Origin of the sequence: Gryllotalpicola daejeonensis, from assembly GCF_039538145.1 — a bacterium.
In the GTDB taxonomy this organism is placed as follows: domain Bacteria; phylum Actinomycetota; class Actinomycetes; order Actinomycetales; family Microbacteriaceae; genus Gryllotalpicola; species Gryllotalpicola daejeonensis.
Genome location: NZ_BAABBV010000001.1, coordinates 1,160,674 through 1,181,545 on the forward strand (window position 1 = coordinate 1,160,674; position 20,872 = coordinate 1,181,545).

Here is a 20,872-nt window from a genome sequence, read left to right on the forward strand (position 1 = left end):
TCCCCCATGAACATCGACCTGAACGGCATCGACGGCCACCCGACCACGGCCGTCGTCACGCTGATCGGCATCACGCTGCTGTCGGTCGCGCCGGCGCTGCTGCTCATGATGACGTCGTTCACGAAGGTGTTCGTCGTGCTCGCGATGACGCGCAACGCGCTCGGGCTCAACACGCTGCCCCCGAACCAGGTGATCGCCGGGCTGTCGCTGTTCCTGACCCTGTTCATCATGTGGCCGGTGCTGACCGACATCAATCACGTCGCGGTGCAGCCGTATCTCGCCGGGCACCTCGATTTCACGCACGCGGTGGATGCCGGGCTCGAGCCCCTGCGCACGTGGATGCTCAAGTTCACCAGGCAGGACGACATCGCCCTCATGACCCGTGTCGCCGGCCGCGCGAACCCCTCGAACGCCGCCGCGGTGCCGACCGCCACGCTGATCCCCGCGTTCCTGATCAGTGAGCTGCGCAGCGCGTTCGTGATCGGATTCGTGATCTTCATCCCGTTCCTGGTGATCGACCTCGTCGTCGCTGCCGCCCTGCAGTCGCTCGGCATGATGATGCTGCCGCCGGTGCTCGTCTCGCTGCCGTTCAAGATCCTGCTGTTCATCCTCGTCGACGGGTGGGGCCTCGTGATCACCGCCCTCGTCAAGAGCTATTCGGGAGTGAGCTGATGGACTCCGCGATGGTGCTCGACCTCGGCGTGAAGACACTGCTGGTCGCGGCGAAGCTGTCGGCGCCGATCCTGATCACCGCGCTCGCGGTCGGTTTCGCCGTCGCCCTGCTGCAGTCGATGACGCAGATCCAGGAGGTTACGCTGTCGTTCGTGCCGAAGCTGCTCGGCATCGCGATCGTGCTCGTCGTCTGCGGCAACTGGATGATCCAGACCCTCGTGCAGTTCACCCAGCAGCTCTTCGACGAGCTGCCGAAGCTGTTGGGCGGCTGACGTGCCCGCGCTCGACATCCCGATCGACATCCACTGGCTGGAGGCGACCGTGCTCGCCTCGGTGCGCATCGCCGCGTTCATCGTGATCGCTCCGCCGTTCTCCGACCGCGCGTTCCCCGGCATGGTGAAGGCCGCGCTGTCGCTCGGCCTCGGACTCGCCGTCTCGCCGCAGGTCGTGCCGGCGACGCCCGCGCTCACCGACACCGCTTTCTTCCTCGACCTGTTCGTGCAGGCGCTCATCGGCGCCGCGTTCGGCTTCCTCGTCTACCTCGTCTTCAGCGCCGTGCAGGGCGCGGGAAGCCTGATCGACCTGTCGAGTGGCTTCCAGATGGCGAGCGCCTACGACCCGCAGCTGGCCATCAACGGCGCCCAGTTCACGCGGCTCTTCCAGATGGGCGCGCTCGCGCTGATGTTCTCGTCTGGTGCATACCAGCTGATCCTCGGCGGCCTCGGCGGCACCTTCCGGGCCCTGCCGATCGGGCACGGGTTCCCCGCCGCGCTCACCGCGAACATGGTCGCCCAGCACACGAGCGCCATGTTCGTCGCGGCCGCCGAGATCGCCGGCCCGTTGATCCTCGTGCTGTTCCTCGCCGACCTCGGTCTCGGCCTGCTGACCAAGGTCGCGCCGGCGCTCAACGCGTTCTCGCTGAGCTACCCCGTGAAGATCCTGCTGTCGCTCGGGCTCGGCGGCGGCGTGTTCATCGCGCTGCCCGCTGCGGTGCAGTCGCTCACGGGCGGCGCGGTGAGCGTGCTGATGGGCAGGGGGTGAGTGGATGTCTGACGCACAGGAACGCACAGAGAAGGCCACCGAGCGGCACCTCAAAGAGGTGCGCCGCAAGGGCAGGCTCACCCACTCGCACGATCTGCCGTCGTGGGTGGCACTCGGCGCCTCGGCACTCACCATCCCCCTGGTCGTGGGCAATGCCGCGCAGGCATCCGTCGCCCAGCTCCTCGGCGTCGCGAACGTGATCGCCGACCCTGACCCGGCGCGCGCGGTCGACGCGCTCGCCACCGGGCTGTCGTCTGTGGTGCCGAGCCTCGGCGCGCTGCTCGGCGTCGCGGTGCTCGCGATCATCGCCTCGACACTCATCCAGGGCGGCTTCCGCTTCAGGGCTCCGCAGTTCAAGGGCGAGAACCTCAACCTCGCGAAGGGCGTCACCCGGCTGTTCGGCGGTCAGGCGATGTGGCAGGGCGCGAAGTCGCTGCTCAAGGCCGGGGGCGTGGGGCTCGCGCTGTGGCTCGTCGTGCGGGCGCTGGAGCCGGAGCTGCTCGCGTCGGGGGCGCGGTCGACCTCCTCGCTCGTCGGTGTGGCCGAGAAATCCGTCACCTGGCTGCTCATCGCCGCGATCGCCGCCGGCCTCGTGATCGCCGCGTTCGACGTGCTCGTCGTCATGCGCCGCAACCGCAAGCAGACCATGATGACCAAGCGCGAGGTGCGCGACGAGATGAAGAACACCGAGGGCGACCCGCTCGTGCGCCAGCAGCGCCGCGCGCGCCACCTCGCCGCGACGCGCGGCAGCATGGTGCAGGCCGTCGAATCGGCGTCGGTCGTGCTCGTGAACCCGACGACGTATGCCGTCGCACTGCTCTACGAGCCGGGGGCGTCCGCCCCGCGCGTGGTCGCGAAGGGTCAGGGCGAGCTCGCGGCCCGCATCCGCGAAACCGCGACGAAGCACCGCGTGCCGCTCGTGCGCGACGTGCCGCTCACCCGCGCCCTGCACGCGCAGGTCGCCGTCGGGCGCGAGATCCCCCCGGAGTTCTTCACCCCCATCGCGCAGGTGCTCGCCTTCGTCGCGATGCTCAAGACGCGCGGCGCCGCCTCCGGCGTGCGCGACAACCCCCATGCCGCACAGCCAGGAGCCGCCTCGTGAACCGCAACTTCTCGCACTTCGCCGTGCCGATCGGCGTCGTCGGGATCGTCATGCTGCTCGTGCTGCCGATCCCGAGCTGGCTGCTCGACATCCTGATCGCGATCAACCTGCTGTTCGCGCTGCTGATCCTGCTCACGACGATGTTCGTGCGGAAGCCCCTCGACTTCTCGGTGTTCCCGTCGCTGCTGCTGGTGGCCACGCTGCTGCGGCTCGGGCTGAACGTCGCCTCGACGCGCCTCGTGCTGATGAACGGCTTCGCGGGCGACGTCATCCAGAGCTTCGGACACGTGGCGGTCGGCGGCTCGGTCGTGATCGGCGCGGTCGTGTTCGTGATCCTCATCGTGATCCAGTTCGTGGTCGTCACGAAGGGTGCGGAGCGCGTGGCCGAGGTCGGCGCCCGCTTCACCCTCGACGCCATGCCCGGCAAGCAGATGGCGATCGACGCAGACCTCGCCGCCGGCCTGATCTCGGACGCGCGCGCCCGCGAGCGTCGCGCAGAGGTCGCGAGCGAAGCCGACTTCTACGGCGCGATGGACGGCGCCTCGAAGTTCGTCAAGGGCGACGCGATCGCCGGCATCGTCATCATCGTCGTGAACATCCTCGGCGGCCTCGCCGTCGGTGTCCTGCAGAACGGCCTCGACATCACGACCGCCGTGCAGAAGTACACGCTGCTCACGATCGGCGACGGCCTGGTCTCGCAGATCCCGGCGCTGCTGATGGCGGTCGCCACCGGCATGATCGTCACCCGGGGCGGGTCGGACGACCAGCTCGGCGCCTCGGCCGCCGCGCAGCTCACGCAGTCACAGATCGCCCTGTTCATCGCGGGCGGTGCGGCCGTGCTGCTCGGCTTCGTCCCCGGCATGCCGTGGCCCGCGTTCCTGGCCGTCGGCATCGGGCTCGCGATCGCGGGCTGGCGCATGAAGCGCAGAACGGATGCCTCAGCCCGCGCCGCCGAGGCGGCGCAGTCCGTCCCCCGCGCCGGCGGCGACAGCCCTGAGGATCTGCTGGACCAGATGCGCGTGCACGCCCTCGAGGTGCTGCTCTCGCCCGACCTCATCGATCTGGTCGGTGGCGGGGCGAACGACCTGCTCGGGCGGGTCAAGTCGCTGCGCAAGAAGATCGCCCTCGAGCTCGGCTTCATCGTGCCGCCCGTGCGCACCCGCGACGCCGTCGACCTGCCGCCGGGCACCTATGCGATCCGGGTCGCCGGGGTCGAGGCCGGCCGTGGCCAGGCGCCCTCCGGCCGTCTGTTGGCCCTGGGCGACGCGCTCGAGCTGCTGCCGGGGTCCACGACGGTCGAGCCCGTCTTCGGGCTGCCGGGGAAGTGGATTCCGGCCGAGCAGCGGCACGCGGCGGAGCTCGGCGGGGCGACGGTCGTCGACCGTGTCTCGGTGGTCGTCACGCACCTGTCGTCGGTGATCACGAGCAACGCCGCCCGGCTGCTGACCCGTGAAGACGTGCGCGTGCTCACGGACGCCGTGCGCGCCACTTCGCCGTCGGCCGTCGACGAGCTGATTCCCGCGCCGCTGTCGCTCGCCGAGGTGCAGCGCGTGCTGCAGGGGCTGCTCGCCGAGCAGGTCGCGATCAACGACCTCACCCGCATCTACGAGGCGCTCGCGCTCAAGGCGCGGTCGACGACCGACGCCGAGGCGCTGATCGAGGCCGCCCGCGAGGGCCTCGGCGCTGCGGTCGCGGCGCGCTATGTCGAAGACGGGCGGCTGCGGGTGCTGATGTTCGAGCCGAGCCTCGAGCAGTCGCTGCTCGAGGCGCTGCGCCCCTCCCCCACGGGCTCGCAGATCATGCTCGACCCGACCGCGCACGAGCGCGTCACGGCGGCGCTCAAGCGCGAGCTGGAGCAGGCCGCCACGAACGGCTTCTCGCCGGCGCTCGTCTGCGCGCCGCAGCTGCGCCCCGCGGTGCGGCGCTTCGTCGTGGCGAATGCGGCGGGTGAGCTGCCGGTGCTGTCGTACAACGAGGCGACCGCGGGCGAGAGCACGACGATCGAGACGGTCGGCGTCGTGCGCGTGGCCCAGCCCGCGCGGATCGGGTGACGCGGATAGGCTGAACCCATGCTGGTGCTCACGCGGAAGATCGGCGAGTCGATCGTCATCGGCGAGGGCATCACGATCACCGTCGTCGACGTCAAGGGCGACACTGTGCGCGTGGGCGTGGATGCCCCGCGCGACGTCAAGGTCCAGCGCTCGGAAGTGCTCGAGCAGATCGCGCGCGAGACGGCGGCCGCCGCGGCGGCAGCCGCCGGTGCCGGGGCCGACTCCGATCAGGAATCCGTGCTCGCCCTACTGCGCCGCCCCCACGACTGAGCCGCGGTCTACCGGCCCACGTCGCGCGAGCCGGCGTTGCGCCAGCCGACACGCAAGCTCCGGCGCACTTGAACGAGAGCACCTTTTTTCGAGCGGATAGCACCAATGGTGCTCTGCTTCAACTGCGACGAAAGCAAGGTGCCCTGCCGCGCACTTCGATCAGGACACCACTTTTCACGCGGCAAAGACGGGCTGCAGCTCACCGGGCACAGCGCACAGAGCCCCGCAGGGAGCGCCCAGCAGCGCCCCGCTAGCTCGCGAGCAGCTCGTCGAGTGAGGCGCGCAGCGGCCAGCGGCTCGCGTCGAGCACGAGCTGGGCCCCGCGGCGCGAGTGGCGGTTCACGATGATGGGCGCGAGCAGGTTCAGGGTCGGCGTGCCATCGGCCGGGTTCACGACGACGTACAGCTCCGCATCGTCCGGCTCGGTGAGCCCGAGTGCGGCGATCTGCGCGTCGTCCAGCTCGGGCTGATACGTCGGCAGCGACGCCCCCTCGACGACGAACAGACGCAGCGGCTCACTCAGCGAGCGCAGCGTGAACAGGCCCGCGTCGACCTCGTCGATCACGTACGAGGTGCCGGGGATGCCGGCGAGCGGCGCGATCAGCTCGACGGTCGCGCTCATCGCAGGAAGTCCGTCAGGTTGTTCTGCATCGTGTTGGTCACCACGAGCAGGGCGGCTTGGTACACGTTGTTCCGATTCGTGAGGTCGATCGCGGCCTGGGCGATGTCGACGTTCTCGACGTCGCTGCGCCGCTGGACGAGCTGGGTGGATGCCGTCGCCTGCGCGCTCTTCGCCGCCTGCAGCTGCCCCTCGGCCGAGCCGACCGCCGCCTGCGCCGAACCGACGGCCTGCTGCGCAGCATCCAGCTGCCCGAGGGCGTAGCCCACCGGGTTGCCTGCGCGAAGGTCCGCGATCACGCCGTCGAGCTGCGCGAACAGCGAGGTCGCGCCCTGGCCGTAGACCGCGGAGCCGTCGACGTCGACGCGCACGCTCTGGCCGTCGCCGATGCGCCGGGTCACGCTCGAGCCGGCTGTGCCGGTGAAGTTGTACGACGCGTCGAAGGCTCCCCCGGCATCCGACGTGCCCGCGAAGACGGCGCGGCCGCCGACGGTCGTGTTCGCCTGCGCCACCAGCCCGTCTCGGATGCCGGAGAGCTGGTCGGCGAGCGCGTCGAGCGCGCTCTGGTTAAGCGACCCGTTGCCAGCCTGCACGACGGCGTCGCGCGCCTGGCGGATCAGCGTCGAGGTCTGGCTCAGCGCGGCATCCGCCGCAGAGGTCCACGCGGTGCCGTCGGTGATGTTGCGGGAGTACTGCGTGTTCTGCGCCTGCTGCGCGCGCAGCTGCAGCGAGGTGACGGCGCCGGCGGGGTCGTCGGACGGCCGCTGCAGCTTGAGCCCGGTCGTCGCCCGCTGCTGCGCGGCGGCGAGGGCTGCGAGCGAGCTCTGCAGGTTCCGCGCCTGGCTGCCGTAGACCATCTGGTCCGTGATGCGCATCGTCATTCCGTGGCGCTCCTTAGCTCAGTCCGACGACGCCGGTGTGGTTGATGAGCGTGTCGAGCAGCTGGTCGACCGAGGTCAGCACGCGTGCGGCGGCCTGATAGGCGGACTGCTCGGTGACCAGGTCGAGGTTCTCCTGGTCGGTGTCCACCGACGAGATGGACTGCTGCGCGCTCGTGGCGCTCGTCAGCGTCGACTGGGCGAGCGCATCCTGCTGCTGGGCGGCCTGCGAGGTGTTGCCGATGACACCGATGAAGCCCGACCACAGCGCGTCGGGTGAGCCAGGTGCGAGCCCCAGCTGCGAGATCGCGTCGGCGACGGTGCCGTCGAGGCTGCCGGCGCCGGGCGCGGCCGCGGCGATGTCGGCGGGGGTCGCCGCGACCACCGAGAGCTCGAGCGCGGCCGGACCCCCAGAGGCGACCGCGAAGAAGTCGAGGCCGGTGCGGCCGTCGGCGGTCGTCGCGCCCTCGTGCACGGCGTTGACCTGTGCGGCGAGCGCCGTCGCGACCTGGTTGTAGGCCTCCGCGGTCTGCGCGAGTGCCCCGCCCGAGCCGTCGGCTGCGGCAGGCGCGAGCAGCGAGAGCCCGGCGGCGATCTGGCCGCCGTCGACGTCGATCGCCTGGCCGGGGTGCGCCTGCCATTCGAGCCGCACGGGGTCGCCGGCTGCGCCCTGCAGCCCGGTCGCGCCGGATAGCTTCACGTGGTTGGCGGTCTGCCCCGTCACGAGAACATTGCCGGCGACGAACACGGCCATGCTGCCGTCGGGCTGCGGCGTTGCGGTTCCGCCGACCAGCTGCGCGACGGTGGAGGCGAGCTGATCGCGCTGGTCGATCAATTCATTGGCGGATGCCCCGGCCGCGGTCGCCTGCTGGATCTTCGCGTTGAGCGCCGCGATGCCGTCGGCCGCCTGGTTCACCTGGTCGGCCAGGCCGGAGAGCTGCGAGCGCAGGCCCGCCCACTGGTTCGCGACCTGGGTGTAGCCGGCGGCGAGCTGCGAGACGACGGTCTTCGCGTCCGAGATGACCACCGCGCCGGCCGACGGCTGCCCCGGGTTGTTCGCGAGGTCCTGCCAGCTCGCCCAGAACTGCTGCAGCTGCGCGGACAGCCCGGTGTCGCTCGGCTCGTTCAGGCCGTCCTCGAGAGTCTGCAGCGCGTCCGCGCGCAGCCCGGTGTAGGCCTGCTGCCCCTGTGCGGTGCGCAGGCGCGCGTTCGCGAGCTCGTCACTGAGGCGCTGGATGCCGGTGACGGTGACGCCCTGCCCCGGCTGCGCCGTCGGTGAGGCGAAGTGGGTCGAGGTCGCCGGCACGGCGGCGGTCTGCACGCTACGCTGCCGGGTGTAGCCCGGCGTGCCGGCGTTCGTGATGTTCTGCCCCGTGACGTTCATGGCGTCTCGGGCGGCGGTCAGCCCGGAGTACGCGGTCTCGAGACCGCTGAAGGTGCTCGTCATCAGGCGTCGTCCTCGAACAGGATCGCAGTGCGCTTCCCGGTGTCCGGCGTGCCCGCGGCGGTGTAGGTGCCGGCGCGATCGCCGCTGCCGGCGAGGGTCTCCTGTGTGTGGCGGATCGCCTCGCGAAGCATCCGCCCGTTCTCCGCTCGCCGCGCGCTGATGCGCTCCACCGACGCGAGCATGGCGCGCAGGTGCCCGTTGAAGATCTCGAGCCACGGGCCGTCGGGCGGCGCCGCGGCGATCAGCTCGCGCAGCGACGGGTTCACGACGTTGAACTTCCAGTCGTCGGCGACGGCCTGCACCTCGACATCGCGGGCGATGTTGAGGTTCCGCAGCTGCTGGGTCGTCGCCTCGATGTCGTCTGCGGCGCGCTGCGCCCACCGCGACTCGCCGACGGTCAGCAGCGCCCGCTGCACCTCGAGCCGGTACTCGAGCAGGTCGAGCAGTTCGCGCTCCTGCCATAGCAGCGCAGACAACTCACTGGCGCCCATATTCGCCTCCCGTCAGATCCACGGTTCCTTATCGTCACCGTGGGCACCGCCGTTAGCGTCGCTGACAGATATTCAGCGTTGTGGACTGTATCAGCGCTGCGGCAGGTCGCGCTTGGCGGCACCCACATAGAGCTGCTGGGGGCGGCCGATCTTGCTGGCCGGGTCGGTGTTCACCTCGCGCCACTGCGCGATCCAGCCGGGCAGGCGGCCGATCGCGAACAGCACGGTAAACATGCGCGGCGGGAAGCCCATGGCCTTGTAGATCACGCCGGTGTAGAAGTCGACGTTCGGGTAGAGCCTGCGCGAGACGAAGTAGTCGTCTTCGAGGGCGGTCTGCTCGAGCTCCTTCGCGATGTCGAGCAGCGGGTCGTGCACTCCGAGCTCCGCGAGCACCGCGTCCGCGCTCTCCTTCACGAGCTTCGCGCGCGGGTCGTAGTTCTTGTAGACGCGGTGCCCGAAGCCCATGAGCTTCACGCCGTCTTCCTTGTTCTTGACGCGCTCGACGAACTTCTTGACGCCCTCGCCCGAGTCGCGGATGCCGGCGAGCATCTCGAGCACTGCTTCGTTCGCGCCGCCGTGCAGCGGGCCGTAGAGCGCCGAGATGCCGGCCGAGATCGACGAGAAGATGTTGGCCTTGGTCGAGCCGACGAGGCGCACGGTCGAGGTCGACGCGTTCTGCTCGTGGTCGGCGTGCAGGATGAGCAGGCGGTCGAGCGCCTTCGCCACGACCGGGTTCACCTCGTAGGGCTCCGCCATCGTGCCGAAGTTGAGGCGCAGGAAGTTCTCGACGTACGACAGCGAGTTGTCGGGGTACAGGAACGCCTGGCCGAGGCTCTTCTTGTGCGCGTAGGACGCGATCGTCGGCATCTTGGCGAGCAGACGGATGGTGGCGAGGTCGATGGCGGCCTCGTCCTCGACGTCGGCCTCGTAGTAGGTGCCGAGCGCGCCCACGGCGCTCGAGAGCATCGACATGGGGTGCGCGTGATACGGCAGCGCGCCGAAGAGGTGCTTGAGGTCCTCGTGCACGAGGGTGTGGCGGCGGATGCGGTCGGCGAACTCGCCCAGCTCGTCGGCCGTCGGCAGCTCGCCGTAGATCAGCAGCCATGCCACCTCGAGGAAGCTCGAGCGCTCGGCCAGCTGCTCGATCGGGTAGCCGCGGTAGCGCAGAATCCCCTGGTCGCCGTCGATGTAGGTGATGGCGGATGCCGTGGCCGCGGTGTTCACGAAGCCGTAGTCGAGCGTCGTCAGCCCGGTCTGCTTGGTCAGCGACGAGATGTCGATGCTGGAGTGCCCGTCGACCGCTGCGCGGATGGGGAACTGCGCCTGCCCGCCCGGGTAGGACAGCGTCGCGAACTGGTCGTCGGATTCAGTCACCTAGAACTCCTTCGTCTGCTGTGACAGGCCCGCAGGCCTGCTCTTCAACCATATACGCGGCGTGTTAACGCGAAGAATCGGCCGCGAGGCGGGCGGCCGCGGCGCGGATGCGCTCGTCGGTCGCCGTCAGCGAGAACCGCACGTGCTTCGGGAAGAACTCGCCGTAGAACTCGCCGGGGCCCGCGAGGATGCCGAGGCTCGCAAGGCGGTCGATGCTCTGCCAGGCATCCGTACCCTCGCTCGCCCACAGGTACAGCCCTGCCTCGCTGTGGTCGATGGTGAAGCCGGCCGCCTCGAGCGCCGGCTTGAGCACGGCGCGGCGGGCGCGGTAGCGCTCCTTCTGCGCCGCGACGTGCGCGTCGTCGCCGAGCGCGACAGCCATCGCCGCCTGCAGCGGCGCCGGCAGCATGAGCCCCGCGTGCTTGCGCCGCGTGAGCAGATCGCCGATGACCGCCCGGTCGCCGGCGATGAACGCGGCGCGATAGCCGGCGAGATTCGACTGCTTCGAGAGCGAGTAGACCGAGAGCACGCCCGTCACGTCGCCGTCGGTGACCCTGGGGTCGAGGATGCTGGGCACGGATTCCCCCGCCCAGCGCCCCTCCCACCCGAGCTCTGCGTAGCACTCGTCGTTGACGATGAGCGCCCCGAGCTCGCGCGCCCGCGCGACGGCGGCACGCAGGAACTCGACGTCGAGCACCCGCCCGTCGGGGTTCCCCGGCGAATTGAGCCAGATGAGCTTGGTGCCCGTCGGCCACTCCCCCGGGTCGTCCGAGGCGAACGGTTCGGCGTTCGCGATCGCGGCGCCGACGGCGTAGGTCGGGTAGGCGGCACGCGGGTGCGCGACGATGTCGCCGGCGCGGATGCCCGCGAGCAGCGGCAGCAGCGCGACGAGCTCCTTCGAGCCGATCGTCGGCAGCACCTGGTCGACGGTGAGGCCGGTGACGCCGCGGCGGCGCGCGTACCAGGCGACGATCGCCTCGCGCAGCGCGGGTGTGCCGGCGGTCGTCGGGTAGGCGTGCGCGTCAGTCGCCTCGGCGAGCGCGGTGCGAATCAGCTCGGGGGTCTCATCGACGGGCGAGCCGATGGAGAGATCGACGATGCCGTCTGGGTGCCGGCGGGCACGCTCGGCGTAGGGAGCCATCCGGTCCCAGGGGTAGTCCGGAAGATCGGTGATCGGCACGCGGCGGCTCTGTTCAGTGGCCCTGCGGCGGCAGCGCGGCGATGATCGGGTGGTCCTTCGCGATCACGCCGACCTTGGCAGCGCCGCCGGGCGACCCGATCTCGTCGAAGAACTCGACGTTGGCCTTGTAGTAGTCGGACCACTCGCCCGGCAGGTCGTCTTCGTAGTAGATCGCCTCGACGGGGCACACGGGCTCGCAGGCGCCGCAGTCCACACACTCATCGGGGTGGATGTACAGCGAGCGCTCGCCCTCGTAGATGCAGTCGACCGGGCACTCGTCGACGCAGGCGCGGTCTTTGACGTCGACGCACGGAAGGGCGATCACGTAGGTCATGCGACCAGTTTATGGAGTCTGCGGTGCTGCGAAGTTCAGCCGCGGCCAGGCCAGCACGCCGACCGCGATGAGCGCGGGCGCGAAGTCCCAGATGCGGCCGATGGTGTCGCCGACGATCACGACCGAGCCGCCGGGGCCCTGGAATGAGAAGACGAAGATGGGCACGAGCAGGCCGACCGTGCCGGCGAGCGTCACGAGCCTGCTGCCCGAATAGAGGCGGGTGCCGATCAGGAAGCACGCGGCCCCGACCACCGAGACGACGATGCCCCAGGGCAAGTCAGTCCCGCCGACGCCGATCACGCCGCGGTGCCCGAAGGTACCGACGACGCCGAGGATCAGTCCGACGACGAGGGCGAGAAGCGACGCGCCGAGGCGATTGTGCATGAGCCCATGCTAGGCAAGCCGGGATTTGGCGAGGTTCCAAGCTCGCCTTAGGCTGACCTACGTAAGGTAAGCCTTACCAACCGTTCCCGGCCCACCCGCCCAGCGAAAGCATCCTGTGCTCCCCACCCTTGTCATCGGTCTGCGCGAAGGCCTTGAGGCCGCCCTGATCGTCGGCATCATCGCCGCGTTCCTGCGCAAGAACGGCAAGAGCCTCGCACCGATGTGGGTCGGGGTCGGCGTCGCGGTCGCGCTCAGCATCGCCGTGGGCGTCGTGCTTCGAGTCGTCGAGCGCTCGCTCCCCCAGGCTGCGCAAGAGGGCATGGAGTCGATCATCGGCGCCGTCGCCGTCGTGTTCGTCACCGGGATGATCGTGTGGATGAACACCCACTCGCGCGGGTTGAAGCGCGAGCTCGAGGCAGAGGCGACCGAGGCGATCCGCGACGGCCACGCCTATGCGCTGGCGGGCATGGCCTTCCTCGCCGTGCTCAAAGAGGGCTTCGAGACGAGCGTGTTCCTGCTGGCGACCTTCACCGCCTCGAGCAGCATGACGCTCGCTGCGGCCGGCGCCGTGATCGGGGTCGTGATCGCGATCCTGATCGGCATCGGCATCTACGCCGGCAGCGTCAAGCTCAACCTCTCCACCTTCTTCCGCGCCACCGGCGCGTTCCTGATCCTGGTCGCGGCCGGCCTGGTGCTGACCTCGCTGCGCACCGCCCACGAGGCCGGCTGGCTGAACGGCGGTCAGCAGACCGTGCTCGACCTCGGCGCGCTCGTGCGCCCGGGCACGGTGCAGTCCTCGCTGCTGACCGGCGTGCTGGGCATCCCCGCCGACCCCCGCCTCATCGAGGTCATCGGCTGGTTCGCGTACCTCATCCCGGTCGTCCTGTTCGTCTACTGGCCGCGTGCCCGGCGCGCGCAGGGCATGCAGGTCGCGAAGGTGCAGTTCTGGCTGGCCGGCGCCGTCGCGGTCGTCGCGCTCGGATTCGCCGTGCTCGCGCCGCTCACGCACGGCTCGCAGCCGCATGCACTGGCGATTGCGGGGGCGACGGATGCCGCAGGCTCCGGCACCGCGCAGCTGAAGGGCTCGACCCTGAGCTACACGCTCGGCGCGAGCAGCAGCACCGTCCGCCTGGCGGGCGCAGGCACGCGCGTGCAGCACAACGGGGTCTCCGCGCGCGAGTGGAGCGTGCCTGTAACGCCCGGCAGTCTGTCTGCCCCGAAGCAGCTCACCCTCAACCAGCTCGTCGCCGAAAACGGCGGCCGCCTGCCCGTCGGCATCAACCCCTCGAGCGACCCGGGTCCCTTCGACGCGTCCTGGAAACTCACCGGGAAGCTCCAGGTCTGGTCCGCGGGCGGCGCGCTGATCGACGCGCAGCAGAGCACCCACACGCTCGTGACGCTCTCCGGCGGCGGCCTCACCACCCCGCGCACGCTGTCGATCAGCCTCACCGATCTCGCCATTTCGAACTGGGCCGTGACCGACGCCGCCGCGCAGAGCGCCGCGAGCGCGGTCTCGTCGGCACAGGCCGAGCACGAGCTCTGGGCCGTGCAGCTGCCCATCGCACTCGGCGTCGCGGCGCTGACGCTCGCGGCCTTCGGGCTGCGCTCGCGCCGTCGCGCCCTCACAGACCAGAACACCCCTGTCATCCCCACCGCGCCGTCGGCGATCCAGACGGCGCCGCAGAGGAGTACCAGCTATGCAGCTCAGCAGTAACCCCCGCCGCCTGGCCGCGGCCGCCGGCCTCGTGGCCGCCGCCGCGCTCGCGCTCACGGCATGCGCGTCCGGGGGCGAGACCGGCACCGACGGCGCGGCGAAGCCCGCGGCATCCGTCGCCCCTCAGATATCGGGCGCCAGCCAGGTGAAGGTGACGCTCACCGGCGGCAGTGGCGACGTGTGCGCGCTCGACCACACCAGCGCGAAGGCCGGCCCCGTCACGTTCACGATCGAGAACACCAGCTCGACCGCCATCACCGAGGTCGAGCTGCTGTCGCAGCAGCGCATTATCGGCGAGAAAGAGAACCTCGCGCCGGGGCTCGGCGCGGTGAAGCTGACGCTCACGCTCGACGGCGGCACCTACGACCTGTACTGCCCCGGCGCCGACACCGAGCACCAGAAGTTCACGGTCACCGGCAAGTCGAAGTCGGCCGGGGGCGGCAGCACGGCCGACCTGCTGAAGCAGGGCACCGACGGGTACGGCAGCTACGTCGCGGGCACGCTCGCCGACATGGTCACCGCGGTCGGCAACCTCAACACGGCCGTGCAGTCCGGGAACGTCGCGGAGGCGAAGAAGGACTACGCGCTCGCGCGCCCCTTCTACGAGAAGGTCGAGTCCGACGTCGACGGCTTCGTGCTTCCCGGGCACGACGCGACCGACAACTCGGGCAACCTCGACTACCTGATCGACATGCGCGCCGACAACCTCGACCCCGCGGTCGGCTGGCACGGCTTCCACGCCGTCGAGCGCGACCTGTGGCAGGGCGGCGCGATCACCGCCCAGACGAAGAAGTACGCGAGCGAGCTGAACGCCAACGTCACGCAGCTCGCGACGCTCGCGAAGGGCATCACCTACAAGCCCGAGGACCTCGCGAACGGCGCGGCCGGCCTGCTGGAAGAGGTCCAGTCGAGCAAGATCACGGGCGGTGAGGATGCCTACAGCCACACCGACCTCATCGACATGGCCTCGAACGTCGAGGGTGCCCAGCAGGCATTCGAGTTCCTGCGCCCCGGGCTCACGAAGATCGACCCGGCCCTGACCAAGCAGATCGAGTCGCAGTTCACGACCGTCACGACACTGCTCGACGGCTACAAGGACCCGAGTATCCCCGGTGGCTACAAGTACTGGACGCCGGCGCTGAAGCAGACGGATGCCTCGAAGATCAGCCTCGCCGTGCAGGCGCTGCAGGAGCCGCTGTCCAAGATCGCCGAGAAGGTGGCGACGGCCGGTTGAGCAACACGCCTCACGAGCCCGAGACCTCTGACGGCGCGGGCGTCTCGCGCCGCGGCCTGCTCTACGGAGCGGCCGCGGCCGGGGGCCTCGTCGTCGGTGGCGCGGGCGGCTTCGCAGGCGGTCTCCTCGCGCGCGGCGCGAATGGAGACCCCGCAGCCGCGGCCGGCACGACCGATGACGGCGACGTCGTCGACCTGTCGCTCGAGCATCCCTTCTACGGCGACGCCGAGCAGCCAGGCATCCGCACCTCGCAGCAGCGCTACTGCGTCTACATGACGTTCGACATGTCGTCGCCGCTCGCACGCGATCTGCAGGTGCTGCTCGCCCGCTGGTCGGGCGCCATCGCTCAGCTCATGAAGGGCAAGACGATCGGCCAGGTCGAGCCGAACCGCGTGGACGGCATCGGCGTCGACACGGGCGAGGCGCTCGACCTGGCGCCCGCCGGGCTCACGGTCACGGTCGGCCTCGGCCCCGGGCTCTTCACCGACAAGTACGGTCTCGCGGCGAAGAAGCCGACGCTGATGCGCGAGCTCAAGGCACTGCCGTCAGATGCCATGAAGCCCGAGCTGTCGGGCGGCGACCTGTCACTGCAGGCGTGCGCCGACGACCCGCAGGTCGCCTACCACGCCATCCGCGACCTCGCGCGCATGGCCAAGGGAACGGCCGCGACCCGCTGGACCGTGATGGGCTTCGGCCGCGCCTCCGCCGGCAAGGGGCAGACGACGCCGCGCAACCTGATGGGCTACAAAGACGGCACGCGGAACCTCAAAGAGGAGCCCGACTTCGACAAGTTCGTCTGGGTGAAGGACTCGGGCCCCGCGTGGACCCAGGGCGGCACGTACCAGGTGGTGCGGAAGATCCAGATGAACATCGAGAACTGGGACGCCGACCGGGTCAGCGACCAGAACGCCGTGTTCGGGCGCGACAAGAAGGCCGGCGCGCCGCTGTCGGGCGGCCACGAGTTCACGACGCCGGACTTCCACGCGAAGGGCGCCGACGGCCAGCCCAAGATCTCCCCCACCTCGCACATCGCGCTGGCCGCGCACGAGAACAACGGCGGGCTCAAGATCCTGCGCAGGGGCTACAACTACACCGACGGGCTGAACCAGTACGGCCTACTGGACGCCGGCCTGCTGTTCATCTCGTACCAGAACGACCCCGCGTCGTTCGAGACGATCCAGGCGAAGCTCGGGTCGTCTGACCGCCTCAACGAGTACATCTCGCACATCGGCTCGGCGATCTTCTTCGTTCCCCCGGCCGCGAAGCAGGGCCACTACCTCGCAGAGGGCCTCTTCGCGTAGCTGGGTCGCGCACGCCTCAAACGCCCCACCGTCCGCCACCGCGGATTTGGGTCGATACGCAGACCGTCGATCGGAGTCGTTCCCTCCTATCGACCCAAAACTGCAGATCGGCGCGCGTCGTCTGCCCCGCACCACTTCGCTGAGGGCACCAATGGTGCCCTCGCCGTCAAGTTTGGTGTCCTCGCCGCGAGAAAAGGTGCCCTCGTCGAAGTGAATCGATGAGGGCACCTTTTTGTCTGCGAAGCGCTCCGCTACGCGTCCTGCTTCTTCGCGCGGGCGGCGGCACGGCCGCGGGCGGTCGCGTCGAGCTCGACCTTGCGGATGCGCACCTTCTCAGGCGTGACCTCGACGCACTCGTCTTCGCGGGCGAACTCGAGGCACTCCTCGAGCGTCAGCTGGCGCGACGGCGTCATGGCCTCGAAGTTGTCGGCGGTCGACGTGCGCATGTTGGTGAGCTTCTTCTCACGCGTGATGTTCACGTCCATGTCGTCCGCACGCGAGTTCTCACCCACGACCATGCCCTCGTAGACCTCGTCGCCGGGGTTCACGAAGAAGCTCATGCGCTCCTGCAGGCCGATGATCGCGTACGCGGTCACGACGCCCTGGCGGTCGGCGACGATCGAGCCGTTGTTGCGGGTGACGATCGAGCCGGCCCACTCGTCGTAGCCGTGCGAGATGGCGTTCGAGATGCCGGTGCCGCGCGTCGTGGTGAGGAACTCGGTGCGGAAGCCGATCAGACCGCGCGACGGCACGATGAACTCCATGCGGACCCATCCGGTGCCGTGGTTCGACATGCCCTCCATGCGGCCCTTGCGGGCGGCGAGCAGCTGCGTGATCGCGCCGAGGTACTCCTCGGGGATGTCGATCGTGACGTGCTCGTAGGGCTCGTGCACCTTGCCGTCGACCTTCTTGGTGACGACCTGCGGCTTGCCGACCGTCAGCTCGAAGCCCTCACGGCGCATCTGCTCGACCAGGATCGCGAGAGCGAGCTCGCCGCGGCCCTGCACCTCCCAGGCATCCGGCTTGCCGATGTCGAGAACGCGCAGCGAGACGTTGCCGACCAGTTCGCGGTCGAGGCGGTCCTTCACCATGCGCGCGGTGAGCTTGTGGCCCTTCACCTTGCCCATGAGAGGCGAGGTGTTGATGCCGATGGTCATCGAGATCGCCGGCTCGTCGACGTGGATCGCGGGCAGCGGGCGGATGTCCTCGGGGTCGGCGAGGGTCTCGCCGATCATGATGTCCTCGATGCCGGCGACCGCGACGATGTCGCCCGCGGAAGCGGCTTCGGCCGGGAAGCGCTCGAGCGCCTTCGTCATGAGCAGCTCGGTGATGCGGGCGTTCGACGTCGTGCCGTCGTGGTGCACGCGCGCGACCGTCTGGCCCTTCTTGATCGTGCCAGAGAAGATGCGCAGCAGGGCGAGGCGGCCGAGGAACGGCGACGCGTCGAGGTTGGTGACCCAGGCCTGCAGCGGAGCCTCGTCGTCGTACGACGGGGCGGGGATGTGCTCGAGAATCGCCTCGAACAGCGGCTCGAGGTTCTCGCTGTCGGGCAGCGAGCCGTCGGCCGGCTGGTTGCGCGAGGCGCGCCCCGCCTTGCCGCTCGCGTACACGACGGGCACGTCGAGCAGGGCGTCGACATCGAGGTCGGGGACGTCGTCGGACAGATCGGATGCCAGCCCGAGCAGCAGGTCCTGCGCCTCGGCGACGACCTCGTCGATGCGGGCGTCGGGGCGGTCGGTCTTGTTCACCGCGAGGATCACGGGCAGCTTCGCCTCGAGCGCCTTGCGCAGCACGAATCGCGTCTGCGGCAGCGGGCCCTCAGAGGCGTCCACCAGCAGCACGACGCCGTCGACCATCGACAGGCCGCGCTCGACCTCGCCGCCGAAATCTGCGTGGCCGGGGGTGTCGATGACGTTGATGGTGATGGGGCCGCCGGGGTTGTGCTCGGCGGCGTGCTCGCCGTTGTACGAGATCGCCGTGTTCTTGGCGAGGATCGTGATGCCCTTCTCACGCTCGAGCTCGTTCGAGTCCATCGCGCGCTCTTCGACGTGCGCGTGCTCGCCGAAGGAGTTCGTCTGCTTCAGCATCGCGTCGACGAGGGTCGTCTTGCCGTGGTCGACGTGAGCCACGATGGCGACGTTGCGCAGGTCGGTGCGGTGGGCAGTGGCCATGGGTGTACGACGTCCTTTTATGAAGAGCGGATTTTTGCGGCTTCCGTGCACGCGAGAGAGGGCGGCACGACGGCCGCCCTCTCAGTCTACGTGTGACTCGCTTCGCTAGCTGGCAGCACCTTGGGCCAGCAGTGCAGCGCGCGCCTCGCGGCGGTCCTGCTGCTCGTCGGGGTCCGGCACGGGCACGGCGGCGATGAGCCGCTGCGTGTACGGGTCCTGCGGGTTGCGCAGGATCTGGTCGGCCGAGCCCTGCTCGACGAGCTTGCCACGGTGCATCACCGCGATGCGGTCGGCGAGCAGGTCGACGACGGCGAGGTCGTGGCTGACGAACAGGCAGGCGAACTGCTGCTCCTGCTGAATGGTCTGCAGCAGATCGAGGAAGCGCGCCTGCACCGAGACGTCGAGCGCCGACGTCGGCTCGTCGGCCACCAGCAGCGACGGCTCGAGCGCGAGGGCGCGGGCGATACCGACGCGCTGGCGCTGACCGCCCGAGAGCTCGTGCGGGTAGCGGTTGCGGAAGGACCGCGGCAGCTCGACCTGGTCGAGCAGCTCCTCCACGCGGCGGTCGATCGCCTTCTTGTCGAACTGCTTGGTCAGCAGCAGCGGCTCGCCGATGCACTGGCCGATCGGGAAGCGCGGGTTGAGCGAAGAGCCCGGGTCCTGGAAGACGATGCCGATGTGGCGGCGGATGTCGCGCAGGCCCTTCGCGTCGGCCTTGGCCAGGTCGCGGCCGTTGATCGTGAGGCTTCCCTCGACGACGGGCAGCAGCCCGACGACGGCGCGGCCGATCGTGGTCTTGCCGGAGCCTGACTCGCCCACGAGCCCGAGCACCTCGCCCTTGCGGATCTCGAGGTTGATGCCGTCAGCGGCGCGGAACGCGGGGACGCGACCGTGCTTCGGGTACTCGATCGAGACGTCCTGCAGCTTCAGCACCGTCTCGGCGCCGGCGAACGGGTCGACGCCCTCCGCGCGGTCCGAGACCTGCAGACGCGGCACCGCGCTGAGCAGCTGCTGGGTGTAGGGATGCTTGGGCGCGTTGAAGATCTCGCGGATGGGTGCGGCCTCGACGATGACGCCGTCCTTCATCACGATGATCTTGTCTGCCAGGTCGGCGACGACGCCCATGTCGTGCGTGATCAGCACGATGCCGCTGTTCAGGCGGTGGCGCAGGTTGCGCATCAGGTCGAGGATCTCGGCCTGCACCGTGACGTCGAGCGCGGTGGTCGGCTCGTCGGCGATGAGCAGCACGGGGTCGCAGCTGATGGCGATGGCGATCATGACGCGCTGGCGCTGCCCGCCCGAGAACTGGTGCGGGTACTTGTCGAACGAGCCGGCCGGGTCGGGGATCTCGACCATCTCGAGCAGCTCGATCGCCCGAGCCTTGGCCTCTGCGGGCGTGAGGTTCAGGTGCAGGCGCAACGACTCGACGATCTGGAAGCCGACGGTGTAGACGGGGTTCAGCGCCGTCATCGGCTCCTGGAAGATGACCGACACGTCCTTGCCGCGGATCTGGCGCAGCTGACCCTCGGTGAGGCCGCCGAGCTCGCGGCCGTTGAGCTTGATCGACCCGCTGACGCGAGAGTTCGACGGCAGAAGACCGAGCAGCGCCATCGAGCTCGAGCTCTTGCCGGAGCCGGACTCGCCGACGATCGCGAGCACCTCGCCCGGCGCGACGGTGTAGTTCATGTCCATCGCGGCGGGGTACCACGTGCCGTCGACCCAGAAGTCGACGCCGAGGCCGGTGACCTCGAGGATGGGAGCCTCGGTCTGAGTCGACGAAGTGTTGTTGGCCATAAGTTGTCTCTTCCTCTCGTGGAGGGCGGGTCAGGCCGCGGTGGCGGCGGGAAGTGGGGAAAGATCTGGGACGATAGCGGGATGCGCGTGACCGAGGAATCCAAGACTCTGCGGCCCCGATTCGGAATCGTCCTCACGGTGCTGGTGTGGTGCGTCTGTGCCGCCGCACTGGTGACGATGATCGTCACCGGGCGCTGGGGCGACCTGGCCCGCTACGGCGTGCTCGCCCTGCTCGTGGCATACGTCGTGTGGCTGCTGTTCTGGTCGCCGAGCGTGACGATCTCGCTCGCCGGCGTCAGCGTGCGCAACCTGCTGCGCGTGCACGAGGTGAGCTGGCCCGCGATCCAGAACGTCGACACGAAGTACGCGCTCACGCTCTTCACCCCGAAGGGCAAGATCGTCGCCTGGGGCGCACCGGCGCCCAGCCGCTACGCGACCATGAGGGCGACCGGTGTGGGCGCCACGCGGCACCCCGAGTTCCTCGTCGGGCCCGAGAGCGGAAGCGCGACGCGCCCCGACGCCCTGCTCGACCAGCCGCCGCAGCGAGTTCGCCGCGGCGACCTCCAGGGGATTCCCGACTCGACGTTCATGGCTGGAAGCATCCGCCCCAGCGACATCCCCTCGAGCGATTCGGGCCTGGCCGCGCTCTACGTCCGCCGTTACTGGGACGAGCTGCACGGCGCCGGGTACCTCGACAGCGGAGCCGTCGAAGGCACCGGCGTCACGACGCGCTGGCTCGGCCGCGAGGCCGCCGCGCTGATCGCGCTGGCGATCATCGCGGCGGCGTGCGTGGCTCTCGTGCACTGACATCTCGC

At 69.7% G+C, this 20,872-nt stretch carries 20 protein-coding genes; 10 read left to right on the forward strand and 10 right to left on the reverse strand.

The window, feature by feature from the left end; all coding sequences use genetic code 11:
- Positions 1-6: 6 nt before the first annotated feature.
- From fliP to csrA, 6 genes are read left to right on the forward strand one after another with little or no spacing between them, the layout of a single operon-like run.
- The gene (gene fliP / locus ABD736_RS05760; protein WP_344790784.1) at positions 7-672 is read left to right on the forward strand and encodes a flagellar type III secretion system pore protein FliP; all 666 of its coding nucleotides are present in this window, start codon (positions 7-9) and stop codon (positions 670-672) included.
- Positions 672-944 carry a flagellar biosynthesis protein FliQ gene (gene fliQ, locus ABD736_RS05765; protein ID WP_344790785.1) on the forward strand — a complete coding sequence of 91 codons (273 nt, stop codon included), beginning with the start codon at positions 672-674 and terminating at the stop codon, positions 942-944. The genes fliP and fliQ overlap by 1 nt, the downstream gene beginning before the upstream one ends.
- 1 nt (position 945) lies before the next feature.
- A complete protein-coding gene (locus tag ABD736_RS05770) occupies positions 946-1,713 on the forward strand; it encodes a flagellar biosynthetic protein FliR (RefSeq protein ID WP_344790786.1) in 768 nt (255 codons plus the stop codon).
- A gap of 4 nt (positions 1,714-1,717) precedes the next feature.
- The gene (locus ABD736_RS05775) at positions 1,718-2,815 is read left to right on the forward strand and encodes an EscU/YscU/HrcU family type III secretion system export apparatus switch protein (protein ID WP_344790787.1); all 1,098 of its coding nucleotides are present in this window, start codon (positions 1,718-1,720) and stop codon (positions 2,813-2,815) included.
- Positions 2,816-2,865: 50 nt separating this feature from the next.
- Positions 2,866-4,866, forward strand: a complete 2,001-nt coding sequence (locus ABD736_RS05780) for a flagellar biosynthesis protein FlhA (RefSeq protein WP_344792215.1) — start codon at positions 2,866-2,868, stop codon at positions 4,864-4,866.
- An 18-nt stretch (positions 4,867-4,884) separates the two neighbouring features.
- Positions 4,885-5,136 (forward strand): carbon storage regulator CsrA, encoded by a 252-nt coding sequence (csrA, locus tag ABD736_RS05785; RefSeq protein ID WP_344790788.1) that lies wholly within the window; start codon positions 4,885-4,887, stop codon positions 5,134-5,136.
- Positions 5,137-5,386: 250 nt separating this feature from the next.
- On the opposite strand, the gene ABD736_RS05790 is transcribed toward csrA, so the two are convergent.
- From ABD736_RS05790 to ABD736_RS05825, 8 genes are all read right to left on the reverse strand, one after another.
- Positions 5,387-5,758 (reverse strand): flagellar assembly protein FliW, encoded by a 372-nt coding sequence (locus tag ABD736_RS05790; protein WP_344790789.1) that lies wholly within the window; start codon positions 5,756-5,758, stop codon positions 5,387-5,389.
- Positions 5,755-6,636 (reverse strand): flagellar hook-associated protein FlgL, encoded by an 882-nt coding sequence (flgL, locus tag ABD736_RS05795; RefSeq protein ID WP_344790790.1) that lies wholly within the window; start codon positions 6,634-6,636, stop codon positions 5,755-5,757. The genes ABD736_RS05790 and flgL overlap by 4 nt, the downstream gene beginning before the upstream one ends.
- Positions 6,637-6,649: 13 nt before the next feature.
- Positions 6,650-8,080 (reverse strand): flagellar hook-associated protein FlgK, encoded by a 1,431-nt coding sequence (gene flgK / locus ABD736_RS05800; protein ID WP_344790791.1) that lies wholly within the window; start codon positions 8,078-8,080, stop codon positions 6,650-6,652.
- Positions 8,080-8,571, reverse strand: a complete 492-nt coding sequence (locus ABD736_RS05805) for a flagellar protein FlgN (RefSeq protein WP_344790792.1) — start codon at positions 8,569-8,571, stop codon at positions 8,080-8,082. Before ABD736_RS05805 ends, flgK begins: the two co-directional genes overlap by 1 nt.
- A 90-nt stretch (positions 8,572-8,661) precedes the next feature.
- Positions 8,662-9,945, reverse strand: a complete 1,284-nt coding sequence (locus ABD736_RS05810; RefSeq protein ID WP_344790793.1) for a citrate synthase — start codon at positions 9,943-9,945, stop codon at positions 8,662-8,664.
- 64 nt (positions 9,946-10,009) lie between these two features.
- A complete protein-coding gene (dapC, locus tag ABD736_RS05815) occupies positions 10,010-11,125 on the reverse strand; it encodes a succinyldiaminopimelate transaminase (protein ID WP_344790794.1) in 1,116 nt (371 codons plus the stop codon).
- 13 nt (positions 11,126-11,138) lie between these two features.
- Positions 11,139-11,459 carry a ferredoxin gene (gene fdxA, locus ABD736_RS05820; protein WP_344790795.1) on the reverse strand — a complete coding sequence of 107 codons (321 nt, stop codon included), beginning with the start codon at positions 11,457-11,459 and terminating at the stop codon, positions 11,139-11,141.
- A gap of 9 nt (positions 11,460-11,468) precedes the next feature.
- Entirely contained in the window at positions 11,469-11,843 is a 375-nt protein-coding gene (locus ABD736_RS05825; RefSeq protein WP_344790796.1) for a hypothetical protein, read from the reverse strand.
- Between the two features lie 115 nt (positions 11,844-11,958).
- On the opposite strand from ABD736_RS05825, the gene efeU reads away from it, so the two are divergent.
- From efeU to ABD736_RS05840, 3 genes are read left to right on the forward strand one after another with little or no spacing between them, the layout of a single operon-like run.
- Positions 11,959-13,557, forward strand: a complete 1,599-nt coding sequence (efeU, locus tag ABD736_RS05830; RefSeq protein ID WP_344790797.1) for an iron uptake transporter permease EfeU — start codon at positions 11,959-11,961, stop codon at positions 13,555-13,557.
- Positions 13,541-14,791: an iron uptake system protein EfeO gene (efeO, locus tag ABD736_RS05835; RefSeq protein WP_344790798.1), complete on the forward strand. Its 1,251-nt coding sequence runs from the start codon at positions 13,541-13,543 to the stop codon at positions 14,789-14,791. Before efeU ends, efeO begins: the two co-directional genes overlap by 17 nt.
- On the forward strand, positions 14,788-16,092 hold the full coding sequence (locus ABD736_RS05840) for a Dyp-type peroxidase (protein ID WP_344790799.1): 1,305 nt from the start codon (positions 14,788-14,790) through the stop codon (positions 16,090-16,092). Before efeO ends, ABD736_RS05840 begins: the two co-directional genes overlap by 4 nt.
- A 251-nt stretch (positions 16,093-16,343) precedes the next feature.
- Here the strand turns inward: ABD736_RS05840 and typA are convergent, their stop codons facing one another.
- Together typA and ABD736_RS05850 are read right to left on the reverse strand one after the other, a co-directional pair.
- The gene (typA, locus tag ABD736_RS05845; protein ID WP_344790800.1) at positions 16,344-18,263 is read right to left on the reverse strand and encodes a translational GTPase TypA; all 1,920 of its coding nucleotides are present in this window, start codon (positions 18,261-18,263) and stop codon (positions 16,344-16,346) included.
- 105 nt (positions 18,264-18,368) lie between these two features.
- The gene (locus tag ABD736_RS05850; protein WP_344790801.1) at positions 18,369-20,057 is read right to left on the reverse strand and encodes an ABC transporter ATP-binding protein; all 1,689 of its coding nucleotides are present in this window, start codon (positions 20,055-20,057) and stop codon (positions 18,369-18,371) included.
- Between the two features lie 87 nt (positions 20,058-20,144).
- On the opposite strand from ABD736_RS05850, the gene ABD736_RS05855 reads away from it, so the two are divergent.
- Complete coding sequence (locus tag ABD736_RS05855; protein ID WP_344790802.1) at positions 20,145-20,864, forward strand: PH domain-containing protein; 720 nt, start codon at positions 20,145-20,147, stop codon at positions 20,862-20,864.
- Positions 20,865-20,872: the final 8 nt, after the last annotated feature.